This is a genomic window from Pseudomonas sp. NPDC007930 (assembly GCF_042958985.1).
Lineage (GTDB): Bacteria > Pseudomonadota > Gammaproteobacteria > Pseudomonadales > Pseudomonadaceae > Aquipseudomonas.
Window position 1 is genome coordinate 1 of the sequence record NZ_JBIBKC010000022.1, and the last position, 19,576, is coordinate 19,576.

Below are 19,576 nucleotides of genomic sequence, written 5' to 3' on the forward strand. Positions count from 1 at the left end.
AGTTGGGGATGGAACTGGTGAGGGCTGCTTGATTTTTTCTTTTAAAAAACAAGGGGATATTTTTTGTTTGATGAGAGGCCGGCTGTGCCGGGCGAAGGGCCCTACGACACCTGCGCCACTTTCGCCTCCACCACCCGCGGGTCATAAAAGCTCGGCGCGGCCATGCCGGGGATGTACTGGTCGCTGACGAACATCCGGCAGCGTTCGGCAAAGGCACTGACCACCCGCGACATCTGCACGCTGGCCGCGGTGGCGTAGCCCAGCCGCATCGGCCGGTGGTTGCCGGCCAAGCGCAGGCGGATCAAGCGCTTGCCGTCTTGCGACAGGTTGGCCTTGGGCCGCACGTTGGCAATCGAAAACCCCACCCCGTTGGCCACCATCGAACGCACCACCTCCAGGTGCGCCGAGCGCATCACCACGTTCGGGGTGATGCCCTGCTGGTGGAACAGGCTCAGGAAGTACTCACTGCTCCAGGGCATGTCGAGCAGCACCATCGGCTCGCTGGCGAGGTCTTGCAGGGTCACCGCCGGCAGGTGCGCCAAGGGGTGGTGCTCGCCCACGATCACCATCGGCGGCAGCTGCGCCAGCGGCGTAAAGGCGATGTCGGCGCTGGTGGTGAGGTCGTAGGTCAGGGCGATGTCCAGCTCGGCGCCGCGCAGTTTTTCCAGCAACTGCTCATGGTGGCCTTCGAACTGGGTCACCCGCGCGCCGGGGAAGGCGCGGGCAAAGCCGAACACCAGCTCCGGGGTGATCATCGGCGCCAGCGACTCCATGCAGCCCACCCGCAGTGGCCCGCGCACGGTGTTCAGCGAGGCTGAGGCGACCGTATAGAGGTTGCTCATCTGCGCCAGGATCAGCTTGGCTTCCTCCACCACCAGCCGCCCCACGGCGGTCAGCGACACGCCCTGGGCGTGGTGGCGCACCAGCAGTTGCACGCCCAGCTCGGCTTCGATGTGCATGATCGCCGCCGAGATCGACGGCGCCGACACGTGAATGCGTTCGGCCGCGCCGATGATGCTACCCACCTCGGCGCAGGCCACGAAGTACTCGAGCTGGCGCTGGGTAATACGAGAAAGCATAGGGTTCTCCAGAATCTACAAGGCAGGCCAGTGCCTGTGCATGGACCATGCCGGGTGCTGGCCAGGCGCCGCCAGGGCTGACCGGCGGCGGGCCGGCGAGGCTAACGCGGCGGCCAAGCGGCCTAGCATCGGGTTTTCTGAGGCAAAAGGCAGGCAAAAGCTGTTTTACCCCACGCGCAACCGCGCCGCAGTATCCCGCTCAGCCGCCCCGGCAGGCCTGCACCACCTCAGTGCAGCCGCCCGCACCAGCCTGGCGCACCGCGCCCTGCTATGTGACTGGAGACCGTCGTGAACACAGCCACCGCCCCCGAGCACCCCGCCAGCGAGGCGCCGATCAAACTGCGCGCCGAGGGCCTGGGCAAGCGCTATGGCGCGATGACCGCCCTGCACGCGCTGGACCTCGACGTGCGCAGCGGCGAACTGCTGACCCTGCTCGGCGCCTCCGGCTCGGGCAAAACCACGCTGCTGCAAGTGATCAGCGGGTTGATCCCGCCCAGCCAGGGGCGGATCATCATCGACGGCCACGACCAGACCGCCGCCCCGGCCCATGCCCGGGGGATTGGCGTGGTGTTCCAGAACTACGCGCTGTTCCCCCACCTGACCGTCGCCGAGAACGTCGCCTTCGCCCTGCAGATGCGCCGCCTGCCACGCGCCGAGATCAACCAGCGGGTTGCCGCGGCGCTGGAGATGGTCGGCCTCGGGCCGATGCACGGGCGCTTCCCGCGCGAGCTGTCGGGCGGCCAGCAGCAGCGGGTGGCGCTGGCGCGCTGCTTTGTGTACCAGCCCTCGCTGGTGCTGATGGACGAGCCGCTGTCGGCGCTTGACCGGCAACTGCGCGAGAGCCTGCAAGCGGAGATCCGCCGGCTGCACCGGGAAACCGGCGCGACGATCATTTTCGTCACCCACGACCAGGACGAAGCCCTGGCGCTGTCAGACCGCATCTGCCTGATGCACAACGGCCGCATCGAGCAGATCGACACCCCGCGGGCCCTGTACGAGCGCCCGCGCTCGCTGGCGGTGGCGCGCTTTTTTGGCGCCTCGAACCTGTTCGAGGGCACGGTGCAGGCCGGCGGCCGCCTGCATGGCGCCGACGGCGCACTGGCCCTGCCCGCCCACAGCGGCGCCCAGCCTGGGCAAACCGGCGCGCTGATGGTGCGCCCCGAACACATGGCCGTGACCGAGCTGGCGCAGGCCAGCGTGCACGGCCAGTTGACCGAAGCGGTGTACGCCGGCGCCGTGCTGCGCCTGGGCGTGCGCCTGGCCTCGGGCAACCGCTTGACCGTGCACCACGCCGCGCACCTGCCGTGCCCGGCGATCGGCAGCACCTTGGGCCTGGCTTGGCCTACCCCCCACAGCCACTTTCTTCACGCTTGAACGCGGCCGCCGCCGGTGGCCGCGCCCATTTCGTTTGCAAGGGGTTCCAGGATGAGTGAGAGCAACCGTTTTTCGCGGCGCAGCGTGATCAAGGGCGCCGGCATCGCCGCCGCGGCCTCGCTGGCGCCGGCGGTGTTTACCGGCAACCGCGCCTTTGGCGCCGAAACCATCACCGTGGCGGATGTTGGCGGGGTCACCAGCGGCGCCATCCGCACGGCGTTCTACGACCCGTTCGAAAAAGAAACCGGCATTCACGTGGTCGGCGTGGTGCACGACTCAGACCCAGTCACCCAGTTCAAGCTGCTGGTCGACACCCAAAGCTTCATCTGGGACGCCTGCATGGTCACCCAGGACCACGTCGCCCGCCTCAGCCAGCCGAAGAACTACCTGGCACCCCTGAACATCGCCGCCAGCCAGGGCCAGGACATCCTGCCCGGCATGCTCACCGAGCACTGGCTGGGGTTTTCGGTGTTCGGCATCGTCATGGCCTACCGCACCGATGTGTTCGCCAACAACCCACCGACCAGTTGGGCCGATTACTGGAACACCGGCAAATTCCCTGGCCGCCGCGGCCTCTACAAAAGCGGCTGGGGCGTGCTGGAAATGGCCCTGCTGGCCGATGGCGTGGCGCCGCAAGACCTCTACCCGCTCGACGTTGACCGCGCCTTCAAGAAGCTCGACCAGATCCGCGACAAGGTGTCGCTGTGGTGGACCGCCGGCGCGCAGAACACCCAGAGCCTGCAAAGCGGCGAGGTGGACATCTCCGACACCTGGTCGGCGCGGGGCTACGCCGCGCTGGCCGCCGGCACGCCGCTGAAAATGCTCTGGCAAGGGCTGTATTCGGTCGACGGCTGGTCGATCCCGTTGGGCACCCCACGCACCGACCTGGCGCGCAAGTTCGTTGAATTCTGCATGCGCCCCGAGCAACAAGCGGTGTACTCCGGCCTGGTCGCCAACGGCCCGAGCAACCGCCGCGCCTTCGAACACCTGAGCGCCGAGCGCGCCGCGGTGCTGCCGTCGTCACCAGAAAACTTCAAGGGCCTGCGCGAGCTCGACTCGGTCTGGTGGGGCCAGCACTACGACGAAGTGACCGAGCGTTTTCAGGAATGGATGCTGGGCTAAGCGCCCCACCCCTCACCCGGCTGGCTTTTCAGGAATAGACGATGACCACCAAGCACATGGCCCTGGCCACCCTCGTTCAGGGCACCGGCGCGCACCCAGCCTCCTGGCTGCAGACCGGCACCCGCGACGATGCCTCCACCAGCATCGAGCACTTCACCGCCCTGGCCCAGTTGGCCGAACGCGGCTGCTTCGATATTTTCTTCATCGCCGACACCCCGGCGGCGCGTACCGAGAACCTGTACGCCTGGAAGCGCTTTCCGATGTTCATGAACGTGTTCGAGCCGATCACCCTGCTCTCGGCACTGGCCGGCGCCACCCGCCACATCGGCCTCGGCGCGACCGCCTCGACCAGTTTCATGGAACCCTACAACCTGGCCCGGCAGTTCGCCTCGCTCGACCACATCAGCCATGGCCGCGCCGCCTGGAACGTGGTCACCAGCGCCAATGACTACGCCGCGCGCAACTTCGGCCTGGACAAACTGCCGCCCCACGCCGAGCGCTACGACAAAGCCGCCGAGTTCGTCGAGGTGGTCGAGCAGTTGTGGGACACCTGGGAAGACGACGCCTTCGTTCACGACCGTGACAACGGTTTGAACTTCCTCCCGGAAAAACAGCACCCGGTGAAGCACGACGGCCGCTACTTCAAGCTCGACGGCGCGCTGAACATCGCCCGCCCACCCCAGGGCAAGCCGGTGATCATCCAGGCCGGCGCCTCGGAAACCGGCAAAGACTTCGCCGCGCGCACCGCCGAGGTGGTGTTCGCCTCGGACCCGACCGTGGCCAAGGGCAAGCTGTTCTATGACGACCTCAAGGGCCGCATGGCGCGCTTTGGCCGCCAGCCCGATGAGCTGAAGATCCTCACCGGGCTGTCGGTGGTGATCGGCGCCACCGAAGAGGAAGCCGAGGCCAAGTACCAGCACCTGCAGAGCTTGATCCACCCGGACGTTGGCCGCATGCGCCTGGCGCAAGACCTCGAGACCGACCTCTCCGACCTGCCGCTGGACGAGCCGATCCCGGTAGCGCGCATCCCCGCCACCTCGAACTTCCACCGCGCGTATTTTGACCACATCGCCGCAATGATCCGTGAGCAGAAGCTCACCCTGCGCGAGATGTGCCAAAGCTACGAGCGCGGCAACGTGACCTTCCGCGGCACCCCGGCGCAGGTGGCCGACCACATGCAGGAATGGCTCGAGGCCGGCGCGGCCGATGGCTTCATGATGATCTTCCACACCATGCCCGGTGGCATGGAGGATTTCGTCGAACAGGTGGTGCCATTGCTGCAGGCGCGTGGGCTGATGAAGCGCGAGTACACCGGCCGCACCCTGCGCGACCACCTGGGCCTGGCCCGCCCGGCCAACCGCCACGTTCGCTGAACCACCCGGAGGCCACACCATGCGCGACCTGGCGTTGCACCCACCCACCGCCGCCACGGCGCCCCGCGCGCGCGTGCGCCTGGGCGCCGGCTGGCTGGCCCTGCCGGGGGTGGTGTTTTTGCTGGCGTTCTTGCTGTACCCCAGCGCCGAACTGCTGCTCACCAGCCTCAAGCACCCGCAAACCGGGGCCTGGAGCCTGGCGGCCTTTGCCAAGGTGTTTGCCGGCGGGGTGTACACCCGCTCGCTGCAGACCACCTTCAGCGTGGCCGCGCAAACCACCCTCTGCTGCCTGCTACTGGGCTACCCGCTGGCCTACTGGCTGGCGCGCTTGCCGGCGCGCCGCCAGCGCCTGGCGGCGCTGTGGGTGATGGTGCCGTTCTGGACCAGCGCGCTGGTGAAGAACTTCGCCTGGATGGTGTTTCTCGGCCGCACCGGGGTGGTCAACGATGTGCTCGCCGCCCTCGGCCTGCAGCCGGGCGAGCTGCTGTTCTCGCGGGCGACGGTGGTGTTTTCGATGGTGCACACCATGCTGCCGCTGGCGGTGGTGGTGATGCTGCCGATCATGAACCGCATCGAGCGCACCCTGCTCAACGCCGCCGACACCCTTGGCGCCGGCGCGGCGCAGCGCTTCTGGCGCATCTACCTGCCGCTGTCGATGCCTGGGGTGGCGGCCGCCGGGCTGCTGGTGTTCGTTTCGTCGCTGGGGTTTTTCATCGCCCCCACGCTGCTGGGCAATTCCCGCGACGCGCTGCTCAGCCAGTTGATCATCGTGCAGATCAACCAACTGCAGAACTGGCAAATGGGCGCGGCGATCTCACTGATGCTGGTGGTCGCCGCGCTGGTGAGCTGTTTTGTCTACGACCGCACCTTCGGCCTGACCACCCTGGCCGGCGACAGCGCCAGCAGCCGCCGGCGCCCGGGCCGGTTGCGGCGCCTGGGGCTGGGCCTGGTGGCGCGCCTGGGCGATGGCTTCGAGCGCCTCGGCCACCTGCCAGGGCTGCGCCGTTGCGGCGTGTTGCTGCCGGCCTACGCCTGGCTGCTGCTGGCCTTGCTGGTGGTGCCGATCCTGGCCTTCGTGCCGATGGCCTTCACCGCCTCGAGCTTTTTGAGCTTCCCGCCCCAGGGCCTGAGCCTGAAGTGGTTCGCCGAATACTTCAGCTCGCCACTGTGGCTGGGCGCGACCCTGCGCTCGTTCGGCATCGGCCTGGCGGTAGCGCTGTTCACCACCCCGGTCGCGGTGCTGGCGGCACTGGGCCTGGCCCGTGGGCAAAGCCGCTGGGGTGGCCTGGCGTTCCTGTTGTTCATGCTACCGATGATCATCCCGCCGATCGTGATCTCGGTGTCGTTGTTCTACCTGTTCGCCGACCTGGGGCTGATCGCCAGCAACCTGGGGATCATCATCGGCCATACGGTGATCGCGCTGCCGATGGCCTTTGTGGTGATGCTGGCCACCTTCAAGCATTACGACTGGCGCCTGGACCAAGCCGCGGCTACCCTCGGTGCCGCGCCCTGGCGCGTGTTCGGCCGCATTACCCTGCCGCTGATCAAAGCCGGCGCGCTGACCGCGATGGTCACGGCCTTTTTGCAGTCGTTCGAAGAACTGACCGTGGCGATGTTCGTGGGCGGTGGCCTGAAAACCACCCTGCCCAAGCAGATGTGGGACTCCATCCTGCTGCAGGTGACCCCAACCCTGGCCGCGGCCTCGGTGGTGGTGCTGCTGGTGGTGTGCGCCCTGTTCTCGTTGTCTGAACTTCTCCGCCCCACTCCCAAGCAGGCTAGCTGACCATGACTGACGCGTTGCACACACCGGCCGCGGTGACCCTCACTTCCTTTCGCGATGCCATGGCCCGCCTCGGCGCCGCGGTGCACGTGGTCACCAGCGACGGCCCCGGCGGGCGCGCCGGCTTTACCGCCACCGCGGTGTGCAGCGTGACCGACAGCCCACCCACGCTGATCGTGTGCCTGAACCGCAACGCCTCGGCCTACCCGGCGGTGGTGGCCAACGGGGTGCTGTGCGTGAACACTCTGGCCGGTGGCCAGGCGGGCATTTCCAACACCTTCGGCGGCAAAACACCGATGGCCGAGCGCTTCGCCGCCGGCACCTGGAGCACTCTGGAAACCGGCGCGCCGGTGCTCGAAGGGGCCATCGCCCACTTCGACTGCCAGATCACCGAACGCACCGCGGTGGGCACCCACGATGTGCTGCTGTGCCAGGTGGTGGCGATCCACAGCGATACCGCGGCGCCGGGGTTGTTGTACCTGGACCGCGCTTACCATGCGTTGCATGGGGGTTGAGGGCCCATCGCCCGGCACAGCCGGCCTCCCACGGGTTGTTTATTGCTACGTAAATCAATGGCTTATACAAATCTGGTGGGAGGCCGGCTGTGCCGGGCGAAGGGCCCTGAAGCCCTACCCCATCATCCCCCCCAACATCTCCAGAAACGCCTCCCGCGCCGGGTGGTGCCGCACCGCCTCCTGCCAATAGAACAGGTTGTCGATGCTGGCCAGTTCGGCGAACTCATAGCCCACCCAGCCGGCGCCCTGCCGGTACTGCTCGTACACTCCACGCGGCACCAGCGCCACCCCGGCGCCGGCGCTGACGCAGCCGACGATGGTGCCGTAGCTGGCCAGGCTGATGATCGGCTGCGCCTGCCCCGCGGCCGCCAGCCAGCGTTCCAGCGCGGCGCGATAGGGGCAGCCTTCGGGCCACATGAAGATCGACTTGCCGGCAAGGTCGGCGGCGCTGCGCAGCGGGCCGAGGGATTCGGCGGCGATCAGCACCAGGCTTTCGCGGTAGATCACCATCCGCCGCAGCGCCGCGCGCTCGACATCGATCGCCACGATGGCGCCGTCGAGGCGGCGCTGGGCCACGGCGTCGAGCAGTTGGGTGCCGGTGCCGGTGGTCAGTTCCAGTTGCACCTGCGGGTAGCGCGCGTGGAACGCCGCGAGCAAGCGCGGCAACCGCGAAGTGGCCGACGACTCAATCGCGCCGATGCGCAGCGGCCCGGCCGGCTCGGCGTTGGGGTGCACTGCGCGGCGGGCTTCGTCGGCCAGGCTGAGCAGGCGCCCGGCGTAGTCACGGAAGATTTCCCCCGCCGGGCTCAGGCGCAGGCCGCGGCCCTGGCGGAAGAACAAGCCCACGCCGAGGTCGGCCTCCAGCGCCTTGAGCCGCGCGGTCACGTTCGACGGCACGCAGTGCTGCGCCTCAGCGGCGCGGGCGATGCTGCCGGTGTCGCACACGGCCTTGAACAGGCGGATTTGCTGCAGCTCCATAGCCTCACCCAAAGTGAATGGTTACATCATTATTGTTCGCTTGTGATGATCATAGCCGCGCCAGAATACTAAAGGCCAGCCCACCGCCTGTATGGCCCGCCCCGATGAATACCCTTGCCGCCCGCGCCCAGGCGCCGGCCTCGCCGCGCCTGAAAATCGCCCTTGCCACGGCGTTCGTGATCCTCTGCTGGGGCTACTCGCCCACCGGCATTCGCCAAGGCCTGCAGGCCTACGACCCGTTCCACCTGGCACTGCTGCGGTTCTTGCTGGCCTCGGCGTTCATGGCGGTGATCGCCCTGGCCAAGGGCATCGCCTTGCCGCGCTGGCGCGATGTGCCGCTGCTGGTGGCGCTGGGGTTTTTCGCGGTCACCCTGCACCACGTGGCAATCAACGCCGGCCAGCAAGGGGTCAGCGCGGCGGCCTCCAGCGTGCTGGCGCAATCCACGCCGCTGTTCAGCGCGCTGCTCGCGCACTTCGTTTTCGGCCAGCGGGTCAGCGCCTGGCGCTGGGCCTGCGTGGGCCTGGGGCTGGCCGGTGCGCTGATCGTGGTCAGCGGCGGCCAGCGCCTGGCCGAGGTGAACGCTTACGGGCTGTTGGTGCTGCTGGCGGCGCTGTCATGGGCGGTGTACTTCGCCCTGCAGCAACGCCACGCCCAGCGCTACAGCGGGCTGACGATGGTGTGCTACACGGTGTGGTTCGGCACCGCGCTGCTGCTGGTGTTTCTGCCTGGGCTGGCGGCGCAGGTCGCGCAGGCGCCGGCACGGGCCAACCTAGCGGTGCTGGTGCTGGGCCTGGGGCCCAGCTCGCTGGCGTACCTGGCCTGGGCCTATGTGCTGGCGCGGGTGGAGGTCAGCCGGGCGTCGATCAGCCTGTACCTTACGCCGCTGGCGGCAATCGCCATCGCCCAGTGGCTGCTGGGGGAACGGCCAGGGCTGGCGGTGCTGATCGGCGCAGCGGTGATTCTCGCCAGCGTGGCGGCGCTGAACCTGGGTGGGCGGCGCTAGGGTGGTATGGGGATAACGCTTTTGGCTAGGCTGGGAGGATTGGCCAGCACCTAAACACAAGGACCCTCAGCATGAAAGTCAGCGCCCGCAATATCTTCCACGGCAAGGTCAAGGCACTGCGCCCCGGCGCGGTCAACACCGAGGTCATTCTTGAACTGCCCGGCGGCCAACCGTTGGTGGCGGTGGTCACGCTGGAGAGCGCCAACAGCCTCGGCCTGGCGCCGGGGGTGGACGCGGTGGCGCTGGTCAAGGCGCCCTGGGTGATGCTGATGACCGACGCCGCCGGCATCCGCCTGTCGGCGCGCAACTGCCTGGCCGGTGAAGTGCTGAGCGTGACCGACGGCGCGGTCAACGCCGAGGTGGTGCTCGGCCTGCCCGGCGGTAGCCAGGTCTACGCCATCGTGACCCGCCACGCAGTGGAAGAGCTCGGCCTGGCGCCGGGGGTCAGCGCCACCGCGGTGATCAAGGCCAGCCACGTTATTCTTGGGGTGCCGGCCTGAGCACCGCCACGCACTTGATTTCCACCAGCAGCCCGGGGTGGGCCAGCTCGCTCACGCCGATGCAGGTCCAGGCACAGGTGCCACGGGGAAACAGGCGGTTCTTGACCTCGCGAAACAGCGCCATGTGCTCGGCCATGGCCACGTGGTAGGTGGTCATGTCGACCACCTCGTCAAAGCCGGCGCCGGCGGCGGCCAGCACGCTGCGCAGGTTTTCCCAGGCGGCGATGAACTGCTGCTCGGGGTCGGCAATCACCTCCAGCGCCTCGGTGCGGCCGACCTGGCCGGCGCAGTAAAGGGTGTTGCCGACCTTCACCGCCGGCAGGTAGCCGGCGCGCTCGCTGAGCAATGTCTGGTTGGGCGGGATGATCGGTTCACGGTCGGGCATGGGGCGGCTCGCGTGGCTTGACAATGCCGCCACGCTAACACGCGGGCGTTAGTGCATGAAGATCGCGATCAGGATGATCACCGGGATCGGCACGCCGAGGAACCACAACAGTAAGGAACGCATGGGGTATCTCCTGGCCCGGCGGCGCCGGGCGCATGGTGGGGAAGGTTAAAGCTGCCGAGTGCCGGCGGCGTCGAGCCACTGCACGCGGTCACGCTGGCGGCCGCCGAACAGCGCGGCAAAGCTGGCGAAAAACGCCCCGCACAGCAACGCGACGAAGGTCCACAAGGTGAGCTGGGCCGCCAGCCGCGCCGCCGTATCCGCGGCTTGCTTGGCTTGGGTTTTGGCGGTTTCGACCGCCTGGCGGGCTTGGCCGTACACCTGATCGACGCGCTGCTCGGCATCGCTCTGGCTCATTTGCGTGCGCTGGGCCACCAGGCCGGCGAGGTAGGCGCGGTCTTGCGGGTCGAGCTGGCCATCGCCAGTCAGCGCCTGGGCGAACACCCGCCCGGCCGCCGCCGGGGCCTGAGCGTCATCGTTGCTGGCAGTGCTGTCGCCGCGCAGCAGTTTGTCGACGTAATAGCCGTAGTGGCCCTGGCCCTGGGCAGCGGCGCCACCGGCACCGGCCGCCGCCGCGCCACCCGCCACGCTCATGGCACTCGACGCCACCGCGCCGCCCGCCTTGGCCGCGCTGCTGGCTACGCCACCGGCGAGGCTGCCGACCAGCGCCGCGGTCACCAGCGTGGCGATGGCCCAGGCGAGAAAACCATGGGCGGTGTCGCGAAAGTACACCTCATCGCCATGCAGGCTGGCCCACTTCACCCGCAAGCGCCCGGCGAGGTAACCGCCCAGGCCCGAGGCGAGAATTTGCGTAAGCAGCAACCAGACCACGGTCGCCACCCCAAGGGTTTTGGCGCTGGCACCCTGGTCGGCCCACGGCGACGACGCCGCGAAGCCCAGGCCGCTGCCCAGTAACAGGAGGATCATCGACAGCGCCGCCGCGCCGGCGGCCCCGGCGAAAATCGCCGCCCAGGCCACCCCGGACTGGGTGCTGCGTTCGGTTGAGGCAGATAAGTATTGCGGTGTTGTATTCATTGTTATGGGCCTTTGATGAATGGCAGTTGCCATGTACATCTGGACCCGAGGTTGCTACAGAATGTTACGAAAAAGTTGATGCGTTTTTTCAGCACGCTGCCTCAAGCCCAAAGCGCTCGAGCATGAACGCCACGAAGCTGCGCAGTTTCGGCGAGCCGAGCCGGTCGGGCAGGTAGAGCAAATGCAGCGGCCGCTGCGGCAGTTGGTAGTCCTCCAGCAGCCGGCACAGGCGGCCCTGGGCGATGTCGTGCTCGACCACCACCGCGGGCAGCAGGGCGATGCCCATGTCGGCCAGGGCAGCCTCGCGCAGCGCCGGGCCGTTGTCCATGCGCACGCGCCCGGCCACCTGCACCGCGTGCTCGCCATCGGCGCCGCTCAGGTGCCACAGTGCCAATGCCCCAGGCTGGGCGCCGCCGCGGGAATACAGGTAGGTCAGGCACTGGTGCTCGCTCAACGCCTGCGGGTGGCGCGGCCAGCCGTGGGCCTGCAGGTAGGCCGGCGAGGCGCACAGCGCCAGGGTGTGCGGCCGCAGCGGGCGGGCGATCAGTTGGGCATCGGCCAGCTCACCAATGCGCACCGCCGCCTCGAAGCCCTCTTCGAGCAGGTCGACCTGGCGGTCGGTGTAGATCACCTCCAGGTCGACCTTCGGGTAGCGGCCGAGGTAATCCTTGAGCGCCGGCATCAGCCGCTCCAGGCCAAACGCCTGGGGGATGGTCACCCGCAGGCGCCCCACCGGCTCGGCGCGGGCGGCCAGGGCCAGGCCGTTGGCCTCTTCGACCAGGCCGAGGATGTCTACGCAGCGCTGGTAATAGCGTTGGCCGAATTCGGTCAGGTGCTGCTGGCGGGTGGTGCGGTTGAGCAGCTTCATGCCCAGGTGCTGTTCCAGCGCGCGCAGGTGGTTGCCGACCATGGTCGGGGTCAGGGCACTGCCTTCGGCGGCGGCGGTGAGGCTGCCGAGTTCGACCGTTCGGGCAAACAATTGCATGGCTTTGAGCAGGTTCATTGGCAAGTTTTTCTTGGTAGTTAACCAATATATAGAGCATTTATCATTTTTATAAAACCAATAGGCTGGAGGTGAACCTTTCAACAGGAGCCACCCCATGCAGATCTACCGTTTCGACACCCCCACCCTCGCCGGCCTGCGCCGCCATGAAGCGCCCATCCCACGCCCACAACGCGGCGAACTGCTGCTGCGGGTGCGCGCCGTGGCACTCAATTACCGTGACCTGGCGCTGCTCGAAGGTGGCCTGCTGCAACCACGCTTGAAGGGCGCCGTTCCCACCAGCGATGCCGCCGCCGAGGTGGTGGAAGTGGGTGAGGAGGTTGATGATTTTACCCCCGGCGAGCGGGTGATCGGCCTGTTCCACCCGCGCTGGCTGGGTGGGCCGAAACGCCGCGAGCGGGCCATCGGCAGCTACGGCTACGACCGCGACGGTTGGCTGGCCGAGTACAAGGTGGTGCCACGCGAGGCGGTGGTGCGGCTGCCGGCCGAGCTCAGCGATGAACAAGGCGCCACCCTGCCCTGCGCGGCGGTGACCGCCTGGAACGCCGTCAGCGGCGTGGGCCCGGGGCAAACAGTACTGACCCTGGGCAGCGGTGGGGTGTCGGTGTTCGCCCTGCAATACGCCAAGGCGATGGGCGCGCGGGTGATCGCCACCACCTCTTCGGCGGCCAAGGCCGAACGCCTGCGGGCGCTGGGGGCCGATGCGGTGATCAACTACCGCGAGGTCCCGGCCTGGGCCGAGCAGGTCAAGGCCCTGACCGCCGGCCAAGGTGTGGAGCGGGTGGTCGAGGTTGGCGGCCCGGCGACCATCGGCCAGTCGCTGCAAGCGGTGGCGTTCCACGGCGAAGTGGTGCTGGTGGGCTTTTTGGGCGAGGCCGGCGCGCCGCTGGATTACTTCGAACTGATGGGCGCCGGCGCCAGCCTGCGCTCGACCAACGTTGGCGACCGGCCGATGCTCGAGGCCTGCGTGCAGGCCACCGCCAGTGCCGGCATCGCCCCGGTGATCGACCGGGTGTTTGCCTTCGACGAGGCGCGGGCGGCGTTCGAGCACCTGGCCAGCGGGCGGCATTTTGGCAAGGTGGTGGTGCGGGTCGGGGCATGACCGGATTAAGCAATTTCACGGCTTTAAAGAAGGGATGAATCTGTGAGCTCTGCTGATTTTGTGCATGAGCTTCAGGGCCCATCGCCCGGCACAGCCGGCCTCCCACCAGATTTGTGTAAGTACTTGATTTACGAGGCAGCATAGAACCCGTGGGAGGCCGGCTGTGCCGGGCGATAGGCCATTCAGGCCATGCGCTCGGTAAAACCCTCGGGAGAAACCTGGGCTTTTCATCCTCAAGTTAGCGCTCTGATTGCTCAAGTGAACAGCGTTACGGCACAGCCGGGCGTTGGCATCCTTAATGCGTTTATAGAGCTCTTCTTCCATCACCTGGGATCGGTAATTGTGGTGAAACGCTGCGCCGTGGCGAAACCACCGAAGGCGCTCGCTTCTGAGGCTTCACGGGCGGCCCGGCCTCGCCACCGGCACCAGGGAATAAAGAAAGGGATGGGCAAGCAGCGATCCGCCATGGGTGAACCCTCCGTGTGAAATGGGTCACCGGAATTGTTTCCAACCCGCCAGCCGGCGTCTGCCAGACAATTCCCAAAGGTGGCTCGGAAAAAAGGTAAGTTGCTGTAGGAATCCGCCCGCCCTACCTAAACATGCCCCCCTGCCAGCAACACTTTGAAACATTCACCCAGCGCAACGGTCCACCCAAGGCACCCACCAAGGCCTTTTCATGAAAACACCCCGCCCCGCCGACCGCCTCGACCCCCTCAACCAACTGCGCAACCTGAAAATGGCCCGTTCCGCCCACGCCTACGTGCGCGGCAGCACCGTGCAGTTTTACGAATGGCTGCACAGCCAGCCGGGCCGGCGCCTGCCCCAGGGGCCGGCGGTGTGGATCTGCGGCGACTGCCATGCCGGTAACCTCGGCCCCACCGGCGACCTCAAGGGCCGCATCGACATTCACATCCGCGACCTCGACCAGGCCGTGGTCGGCAACCCCGCCCACGACCTGGTGCGCCTGGCCTTGTCGCTGGCCACCGCCGCCCGCGGCTCGGACCTGCCGGGCGTGGCGACCGCGCGGATGCTGGAAGAAATGATGCGCGGCTATGAACTGGCCTTCGAGCACAACCCCGAGGACGACCCGCCGCGCCCGGCGCAGGTCAAGGCCGGCATGCGCAGCGCGGTGCAGCGCACCTGGAAGCACTTGGCCCGCGAGCGCATCGAGGGCACCCAGCCCACCCTGCCGCTGGGCAAGCACTTCTGGCAGCTGAGCAAGGCTGAGCGGCAGGCGGTGGCTGAGCTGTGTGGCACCGAGCACATCCACACCCTGGTGACCTCGCTCAAGGGCCGCAGCAAAAGCGACAGCGTCGAGCTGCTCGACTGCGCGTACTGGGTCAAGGGCTGCAGCTCATTGGGCTTGCGCCGCTACGCCGCGCTGCTGGCGGTGGGTGATGACGACGACGTGGAATACTGCCTGCTCGACATCAAGCAGGCGGTGGCCGCCGCCGCGCCGCGGGTGGCTGGCGCGCGGATGCCGCGCGACAACGGCAAGCGGGTGGTCGAGGGGGCGCGGCAGTTGTCGCCCGGGCTGGGCAACCGGATGATCGCCGCGCGCATGCTCGAGCACGCATTCTTCGTGCGCGAGCTGCTGCCGCAAGACCTCAAGCTGGAGCTGGACGAACTCAGCCAACGCGAAGCGATGGCGGCCGCCGGCTACCTGGCGCAAGTGGTCGGCCAGGCCCACGCCCGGCAGATGGACCTGGCCACCCGCCTGGGCTGGATCAAAGAGCTGCAACGCAACCGCACCCGCACCCTGGATGCGCCGTCCTGGCTATGGACCAGCGTGGTGCAGTTGGTCGGCAGCCATGAGGTGGGCTACCTGGAACATTGCCGGCGGTATGCGCTGGAGCATCAGCAGGGGTAGGGCCCGCAACGCCTACACCGGCTGCGCCACATACCCCGGCAACGCCTTGACCCGCTCGATCCAGCCCAGCACATGGGGGTACGGCGCAAGGTCTACACCCCCCTCTGGCGCCAGCACCACGTAGGGGTACACCGCGCACTCGGCGATGGTCGGCCGGCCCAGCGCCAGCCAGGGGTGGCTGGCCAGGTGCTGGTCGAGCACCTTCAGCGCCGCCGCGGCCTTGGCCAGGGTGGTGGGTTTATCCAGCGCGGCGCCGAACTTGTCGACCAGCCGTGCGGCGTTCGGGCCGTGCTGCACTTCGTTGGCGGCGAACGACAGCCACTGCATCACCTCGCCCTGCCCTTGTGGCTCGCCGGGCCACCAGGCCAGGCCGCCGTAGGTGCCGGCCAGGTACACCAGAATCGCCTGGGCATCGCGCAGCGCCAGGTTGCCGTCTTGCAGCACCGGCAGTTGCCCGAGCGGGTTCATCTCGATCAACGGCGGCTTTTTATGGGCGCCGCCGAGAAAGTCCACCGGCACGCGTTCCAGCGCGATGTTGGCCAGGCCGGCGAACAGGCGCACTTTGTAGCAATTACCCGAAGGTTCCAGGTCGTACAGTTTCATGGGCGGGGCTCCGCGGTCAGTTGGTTGAATTCCAGCACGTTGCCGTCTGGGTCACGAATGAACAGCGCCACCCGGCGTGGCCCGATCGGGTGCGGCCCTTCGGTGATGGTGATGCCCTCGGCCTCGAGCCAGGCTTGCAGGGCGGCCAGGTCATCGACGATGAACGCCGGGTGGGTGATGCCGGGCAGCTTCACCGGGGCGTCGAGCAGCACGTTATGGGCGGCGGGCCGCCGCGCGCCGTTGAAGATCAGATTGATGCGCACGCCGTCGGGGCTGAGCATTTCATTCGCCTCATGGGCGCTGAAGCGGGCGCTTTCGGTAAAGCCCAGGGCCTGGTAGAAGGCCATCGCCCGCGGGCCGTCGCTGACGCGAATGCCGATGTGGTCGTAGGCGAGAATCCGGGCCGGGTTGGCGGGGTTGTTCATCAGTGTGGCTCCTGTGGCAAGGCATGGGCAGGAGTATCCGCCGCCGCGCGGTTTGGACCTATGCCGCGAACCTGATAAAACCTGTGCACCCTCCGCACAAATACACAGGTGTACATGGACAGGCTCAAGGCGATGGCCAACTTCGTTCGCATTGTCGAGTGTGGCAGCCTCAGCGCCGCGGCGAACGCCAGCGGCCAGGCGGTGGCCTCGCTGGTGCGCTCGCTGGCGGCGTTGGAGCAGCACCTGGGCGTGCGCCTGCTCAACCGCAGTACCCGGCGCATGGCGCTGACCAGCGAGGGCGAGCAGTACCTGGCGTTCAGCCGCCGCACCCTGGCCGAATTCGACGACATCGAGCAGCAACTGGGCGCCCACGACGGCGCCCCCCGTGGGCTGCTGCGAGTGGGCGCGCCGGTGGAGTTCGGCCAGCGCTTCGTGGCGCCCTTGGTGAATGAATACCTCAAGGCGCACCCGGGCATCCGCGTCGAGCTGAGCCTGAACGACCAGGTGGTGGCGCTGCTCGACGAGCGCCTGGACTGCGCCCTGCGCATCGGCCACCTGCCCGATTCGGGAATGGTTGCGCGGGCGCTGGGCGCCACCCGCCTGGTGACCTGCGCCAGCCCCGCCTACCTGCGCGCCAGCGCGCCGCTGCCGACCCCGGCGGCGCTGGCCGAGCACGCCTGCATCAGCCAGGTTTCCCATGGCCTGCAATGGCATTTTCGCCAGGCCGGCAAAGACCTCGCCCAGCCGATCGCGCCACGCCTGGTGTGCAACCAGATCCGCGCCGCGCGGCTGGCCTGCGAGCAGGGGCTGGGGGTCACCCGGCTGTTGCATTATCAGGTGGCCGATGCGCTCGCCGAGGGCAGCCTGGTGCGGGTGCTGCGCGACTACGAGCCGCCGAACCTGCCGGTGCAGTGGGTGTACCCCCACGCCCTGGCCCTGGCGCCACGGGTGCGTGGGTTTGTGGAATGGGCCTACCCGCTGTTGGAGAGGGTGATTCCGGCGGTGGATCAGGGTTGAGGGCCCTTCGCGCCCACCGCCGGCCGAAAAGCACAAGACATCCCCCCGGCAAGCCCCGATAATGGCGCCCATTTCGTCTTGCGCGTGGTAGTGGTCGTTCCCCATGGAAATCAAAGTCAACTTTCTCGACAACCTTCGCTTGGAAGCCAAGTTCGATGACTTCACCGTCATCGCCGACCAGCCGATCCGCTACAAGGGCGACGGTTCGGCACCTGGCCCGTTCGATTATTTCCTGGCCTCCTCGGCGCTGTGCGCGGCGTACTTCGTCAAGCTGTACTGCAGCACCCGCAACATCCCCACCGACAACATCCGCCTGTCGCAGAACAACATCGTCGACCCGGAAAACCGCTACGCGCAGATCTTCAAGATCCAGGTCGAGCTACCTGCCGATATTTCCGAAAAAGACCGCCTGGGCATCCTCCGCTCCATCGACCGCTGCACGGTGAAGAAAGTGGTGCAGGAAGGCCCCGATTTCGTGATCGAGGAAGTCGAGAACCTCGACGCCGACGCCCAGGCCCTGCTGCTGCCGGCCCTGGCCGGTAGCGCCAGCACCTACATTGCCGGCAAGGACCTGCCCCTGGAGCAGACCATCGCCAACATGTCGGGCATCCTCGCCGGGCTGGGGATGAAGATCGAGATCGCCTCGTGGCGCAACATCGTGCCGAACGTGTGGTCGCTGCACATCCGCGATGCCCACTCGCCGATGTGCTTCACCAACGGCAAGGGCGCGACCAAGGAAAGCGCCCTGGCCTCGGCGCTGGGCGAGTTCATCGAGCGGCTGAACTGCAACTTCTTCTACAACGACCAGTTCTGGGGCGAAGACATCGCCAACGCCGAGTTCGTGCACTACCCCAACGAGAAGTGGTTCCAGCCCGGGCGCAAAGACGCCCTGCCCGCCGGCCTGCTCGACGCCCATTGCCTGAGCATCTACAACGCCGACGGCGAGCTGCGCGGCTCGCACCTGTTCGACACCAACTCGGGCAACCTTGAGCGCGGCATCTGCGCCCTGCCCTACGTGCGCCAATCTGACGGCGAGGTGGTGTACTTCCCCTCCAACCTGATCGAGAACCTGTTCCTGAGCAACGGCATGAGCGCCGGCAACACCCTCGCCGAAGCCCAGGTGCAGTGCCTGTCGGAGATTTTCGAGCGGGCGGTGAAGCGCGAGATCCTCGAAGGCGAGCTGGCCCTGCCCGACGTGCCCGAGGCGGTGCTGGCCAAGTACCCCGGGATCAAGGCCGGCATCGACGGCCTGGAGGCCCAGGGCTTCCCGGTGCTGGTCAAGGATGCCTCGCTCGGCGGGCAGTTCCCGGTGATGTGCGTGACCTTGATGAACCCGCGCACCGGCGGCGTGTTCGCCTCGTTCGGCGCCCACCCGAGCCTGGAAGTGGCGCTGGAGCGCAGCCTCACCGAGCTGCTTCAGGGCCGCAGCTTCGAGGGCCTCAACGACCTGCCGCAGCCTACCTTCGAAAGCCACGCGGTGATGGAGCCGAACAACTTCGTCGAGCACTTCATCGACTCCAGCGGCGTGGTCTCGTGGCGCTTCTTCAGCGCCAAGGCCGACTACCCGTTCGTGGAATGGGACTTCACCGCCCACGGCGACAACGCCGCGGAAGCCGCCACCCTGTTCGGCATCCTCGAAGGGCTGGGCAAAGAGGTGTACATGGCCACCTACGAGCAGCTCGGGGTGCCGGCCTGCCGCATCCTGGTGCCGGGCTATTCGGAAATCTACCCCGCCGAAGACCTGATCTGGGACAACACCAACAAGGCGCTGTTTTTCCGCGAAGACATCCTCAACCTGCACCGCCTGGATGACGACGCGCTGCAGGACCTGATCGAACGCCTGGAAGAAAGCGAGCTGGACGAATACTCCGACATCAAGACGCTGATCGGCATCGAGTTCGACGACAACACCGCCTGGGGCCAGTTGACCATCCTCGAGCTCAAGCTGCTGGCGAACCTGGCGCTCAAGCAGTACGACCCGGCCAAGGAGCTGGTCGAGGCGTTCTTGCAGTTCAACGACAACACCGCCGAGCGGGGGCTGTTCTACCAGGCCTTGAATGCCGCCCTGGAGGTGGTGCTCGACAGCGACCTGGCGATGGCCGACTACGAGGTGAACTTCCGCCGGATGTTCGGCAACCCGCGGATGGACGCGGTGTTCGGCTCGATCGACGGCAGCGTGCGCTTCTACGGCCTGGCGCCGACGAGCATGAAACTCGAGGGCCTCGACCGCCACCTGCGGCTGGTGGAAAGCTACAAGAAACTCCACGCGGCGCGGGCGGCGTTGGCGCGCTAAGCGCAGCGGTAGACAACCCACCTGGCAAATGCTCTGCTAGCGGCACCCTGCCCTGAGG

General features: G+C 67.3%; 18 protein-coding genes. 11 read left to right on the forward strand and 7 right to left on the reverse strand.

All coding sequences use genetic code 11. The features are described from left to right. Positions 1-101: 101 nt before the first annotated feature. A complete protein-coding gene (locus ACFZCE_RS24855; RefSeq protein ID WP_390943204.1) occupies positions 102-1,079 on the reverse strand; it encodes a LysR substrate-binding domain-containing protein in 978 nt (325 codons plus the stop codon). A 288-nt stretch (positions 1,080-1,367) separates the two neighbouring features. Between ACFZCE_RS24855 and ACFZCE_RS24860 the strand changes: the two genes are divergently transcribed. From ACFZCE_RS24860 to ACFZCE_RS24880, 5 genes are read left to right on the forward strand one after another with little or no spacing between them, the layout of a single operon-like run. Next, on the forward strand, positions 1,368-2,453 hold the full coding sequence (locus tag ACFZCE_RS24860) for an ATP-binding cassette domain-containing protein (RefSeq protein WP_390943205.1): 1,086 nt from the start codon (positions 1,368-1,370) through the stop codon (positions 2,451-2,453). 51 nt (positions 2,454-2,504) lie between these two features. Continuing rightward, positions 2,505-3,575, forward strand: a complete 1,071-nt coding sequence (locus ACFZCE_RS24865; RefSeq protein WP_390943206.1) for an extracellular solute-binding protein — start codon at positions 2,505-2,507, stop codon at positions 3,573-3,575. A 41-nt stretch (positions 3,576-3,616) separates the two neighbouring features. Beyond that, entirely contained in the window at positions 3,617-4,948 is a 1,332-nt protein-coding gene (locus tag ACFZCE_RS24870) for an NtaA/DmoA family FMN-dependent monooxygenase (RefSeq protein WP_390943207.1), read from the forward strand. Between the two features lie 19 nt (positions 4,949-4,967). After that, positions 4,968-6,731 carry an ABC transporter permease subunit gene (locus ACFZCE_RS24875; protein WP_390943208.1) on the forward strand — a complete coding sequence of 588 codons (1,764 nt, stop codon included), beginning with the start codon at positions 4,968-4,970 and terminating at the stop codon, positions 6,729-6,731. 2 nt (positions 6,732-6,733) lie between these two features. After that, complete coding sequence (locus tag ACFZCE_RS24880; RefSeq protein ID WP_390943209.1) at positions 6,734-7,243, forward strand: flavin reductase; 510 nt, start codon at positions 6,734-6,736, stop codon at positions 7,241-7,243. Positions 7,244-7,357: 114 nt separating this feature from the next. Here the strand turns inward: ACFZCE_RS24880 and ACFZCE_RS24885 are convergent, their stop codons facing one another. Next, a complete protein-coding gene (locus ACFZCE_RS24885; protein WP_390943210.1) occupies positions 7,358-8,221 on the reverse strand; it encodes a LysR substrate-binding domain-containing protein in 864 nt (287 codons plus the stop codon). A gap of 104 nt (positions 8,222-8,325) precedes the next feature. On the opposite strand from ACFZCE_RS24885, the gene ACFZCE_RS24890 reads away from it, so the two are divergent. Then, positions 8,326-9,225 (forward strand): EamA family transporter, encoded by a 900-nt coding sequence (locus ACFZCE_RS24890; RefSeq protein WP_390943211.1) that lies wholly within the window; start codon positions 8,326-8,328, stop codon positions 9,223-9,225. A gap of 71 nt (positions 9,226-9,296) precedes the next feature. Continuing rightward, complete coding sequence (locus ACFZCE_RS24895; protein ID WP_390943212.1) at positions 9,297-9,725, forward strand: TOBE domain-containing protein; 429 nt, start codon at positions 9,297-9,299, stop codon at positions 9,723-9,725. On the opposite strand, the gene ACFZCE_RS24900 is transcribed toward ACFZCE_RS24895, so the two are convergent. The 3 genes from ACFZCE_RS24900 to ACFZCE_RS24910 all read right to left on the reverse strand — a co-directional run bounded on the left by ACFZCE_RS24900 (position 9,703) and on the right by ACFZCE_RS24910 (position 12,208). After that, a complete protein-coding gene (locus tag ACFZCE_RS24900; protein ID WP_390943213.1) occupies positions 9,703-10,110 on the reverse strand; it encodes a Rid family hydrolase in 408 nt (135 codons plus the stop codon). The genes ACFZCE_RS24895 and ACFZCE_RS24900 overlap by 23 nt on opposite strands. A 168-nt stretch (positions 10,111-10,278) precedes the next feature. Beyond that, complete coding sequence (locus ACFZCE_RS24905; protein ID WP_390943214.1) at positions 10,279-11,205, reverse strand: hypothetical protein; 927 nt, start codon at positions 11,203-11,205, stop codon at positions 10,279-10,281. Positions 11,206-11,293: 88 nt separating this feature from the next. Then, the gene (locus ACFZCE_RS24910; protein WP_390943215.1) at positions 11,294-12,208 is read right to left on the reverse strand and encodes a LysR substrate-binding domain-containing protein; all 915 of its coding nucleotides are present in this window, start codon (positions 12,206-12,208) and stop codon (positions 11,294-11,296) included. Positions 12,209-12,305: 97 nt separating this feature from the next. On the opposite strand from ACFZCE_RS24910, the gene ACFZCE_RS24915 reads away from it, so the two are divergent. Together ACFZCE_RS24915 and ACFZCE_RS24920 are read left to right on the forward strand one after the other, a co-directional pair. Next, a complete protein-coding gene (locus ACFZCE_RS24915) occupies positions 12,306-13,310 on the forward strand; it encodes a zinc-binding dehydrogenase (RefSeq protein WP_390943216.1) in 1,005 nt (334 codons plus the stop codon). Between the two features lie 676 nt (positions 13,311-13,986). After that, complete coding sequence (locus ACFZCE_RS24920) at positions 13,987-15,180, forward strand: DUF2252 family protein (RefSeq protein ID WP_390943217.1); 1,194 nt, start codon at positions 13,987-13,989, stop codon at positions 15,178-15,180. Between the two features lie 12 nt (positions 15,181-15,192). Here the strand turns inward: ACFZCE_RS24920 and ACFZCE_RS24925 are convergent, their stop codons facing one another. Further along, positions 15,193-15,783 carry a glutathione S-transferase N-terminal domain-containing protein gene (locus tag ACFZCE_RS24925; protein WP_390943218.1) on the reverse strand — a complete coding sequence of 197 codons (591 nt, stop codon included), beginning with the start codon at positions 15,781-15,783 and terminating at the stop codon, positions 15,193-15,195. Then, positions 15,780-16,208: a VOC family protein gene (locus ACFZCE_RS24930; protein ID WP_390943219.1), complete on the reverse strand. Its 429-nt coding sequence runs from the start codon at positions 16,206-16,208 to the stop codon at positions 15,780-15,782. The genes ACFZCE_RS24925 and ACFZCE_RS24930 overlap by 4 nt, the downstream gene beginning before the upstream one ends. Before the next feature lie 114 nt (positions 16,209-16,322). Between ACFZCE_RS24930 and ACFZCE_RS24935 the strand changes: the two genes are divergently transcribed. Both ACFZCE_RS24935 and ACFZCE_RS24940 read left to right on the forward strand, forming a co-directional pair. After that, positions 16,323-17,225 (forward strand): LysR substrate-binding domain-containing protein, encoded by a 903-nt coding sequence (locus tag ACFZCE_RS24935; protein ID WP_390943220.1) that lies wholly within the window; start codon positions 16,323-16,325, stop codon positions 17,223-17,225. Positions 17,226-17,328: 103 nt separating this feature from the next. Further along, positions 17,329-19,518 carry an OsmC domain/YcaO domain-containing protein gene (locus ACFZCE_RS24940; protein WP_390943221.1) on the forward strand — a complete coding sequence of 730 codons (2,190 nt, stop codon included), beginning with the start codon at positions 17,329-17,331 and terminating at the stop codon, positions 19,516-19,518. Positions 19,519-19,576: the final 58 nt, after the last annotated feature.

Coding starts and splice junctions, on each gene's coding strand:
- ACFZCE_RS24855 (WP_390943204.1), bottom strand. CDS start 1,079: ATGCTTTCTCGTATTACCCAGCGCCAGCTCGAGTACTTCGTGGCCTGC.
- ACFZCE_RS24865 (WP_390943206.1), top strand. CDS start 2,505: ATGAGTGAGAGCAACCGTTTTTCGCGGCGCAGCGTGATCAAGGGCGCC.
- ACFZCE_RS24870 (WP_390943207.1), top strand. CDS start 3,617: ATGACCACCAAGCACATGGCCCTGGCCACCCTCGTTCAGGGCACCGGC.
- ACFZCE_RS24875 (WP_390943208.1), top strand. CDS start 4,968: ATGCGCGACCTGGCGTTGCACCCACCCACCGCCGCCACGGCGCCCCGC.
- ACFZCE_RS24880 (WP_390943209.1), top strand. CDS start 6,734: ATGACTGACGCGTTGCACACACCGGCCGCGGTGACCCTCACTTCCTTT.
- ACFZCE_RS24885 (WP_390943210.1), bottom strand. CDS start 8,221: ATGGAGCTGCAGCAAATCCGCCTGTTCAAGGCCGTGTGCGACACCGGC.
- ACFZCE_RS24890 (WP_390943211.1), top strand. CDS start 8,326: ATGAATACCCTTGCCGCCCGCGCCCAGGCGCCGGCCTCGCCGCGCCTG.
- ACFZCE_RS24895 (WP_390943212.1), top strand. CDS start 9,297: ATGAAAGTCAGCGCCCGCAATATCTTCCACGGCAAGGTCAAGGCACTG.
- ACFZCE_RS24900 (WP_390943213.1), bottom strand. CDS start 10,110: ATGCCCGACCGTGAACCGATCATCCCGCCCAACCAGACATTGCTCAGC.
- ACFZCE_RS24905 (WP_390943214.1), bottom strand. CDS start 11,205: ATGAATACAACACCGCAATACTTATCTGCCTCAACCGAACGCAGCACC.
- ACFZCE_RS24910 (WP_390943215.1), bottom strand. CDS start 12,208: ATGAACCTGCTCAAAGCCATGCAATTGTTTGCCCGAACGGTCGAACTC.
- ACFZCE_RS24915 (WP_390943216.1), top strand. CDS start 12,306: ATGCAGATCTACCGTTTCGACACCCCCACCCTCGCCGGCCTGCGCCGC.
- ACFZCE_RS24920 (WP_390943217.1), top strand. CDS start 13,987: ATGAAAACACCCCGCCCCGCCGACCGCCTCGACCCCCTCAACCAACTG.
- ACFZCE_RS24925 (WP_390943218.1), bottom strand. CDS start 15,783: ATGAAACTGTACGACCTGGAACCTTCGGGTAATTGCTACAAAGTGCGC.
- ACFZCE_RS24930 (WP_390943219.1), bottom strand. CDS start 16,208: ATGAACAACCCCGCCAACCCGGCCCGGATTCTCGCCTACGACCACATC.
- ACFZCE_RS24935 (WP_390943220.1), top strand. CDS start 16,323: ATGGACAGGCTCAAGGCGATGGCCAACTTCGTTCGCATTGTCGAGTGT.
- ACFZCE_RS24940 (WP_390943221.1), top strand. CDS start 17,329: ATGGAAATCAAAGTCAACTTTCTCGACAACCTTCGCTTGGAAGCCAAG.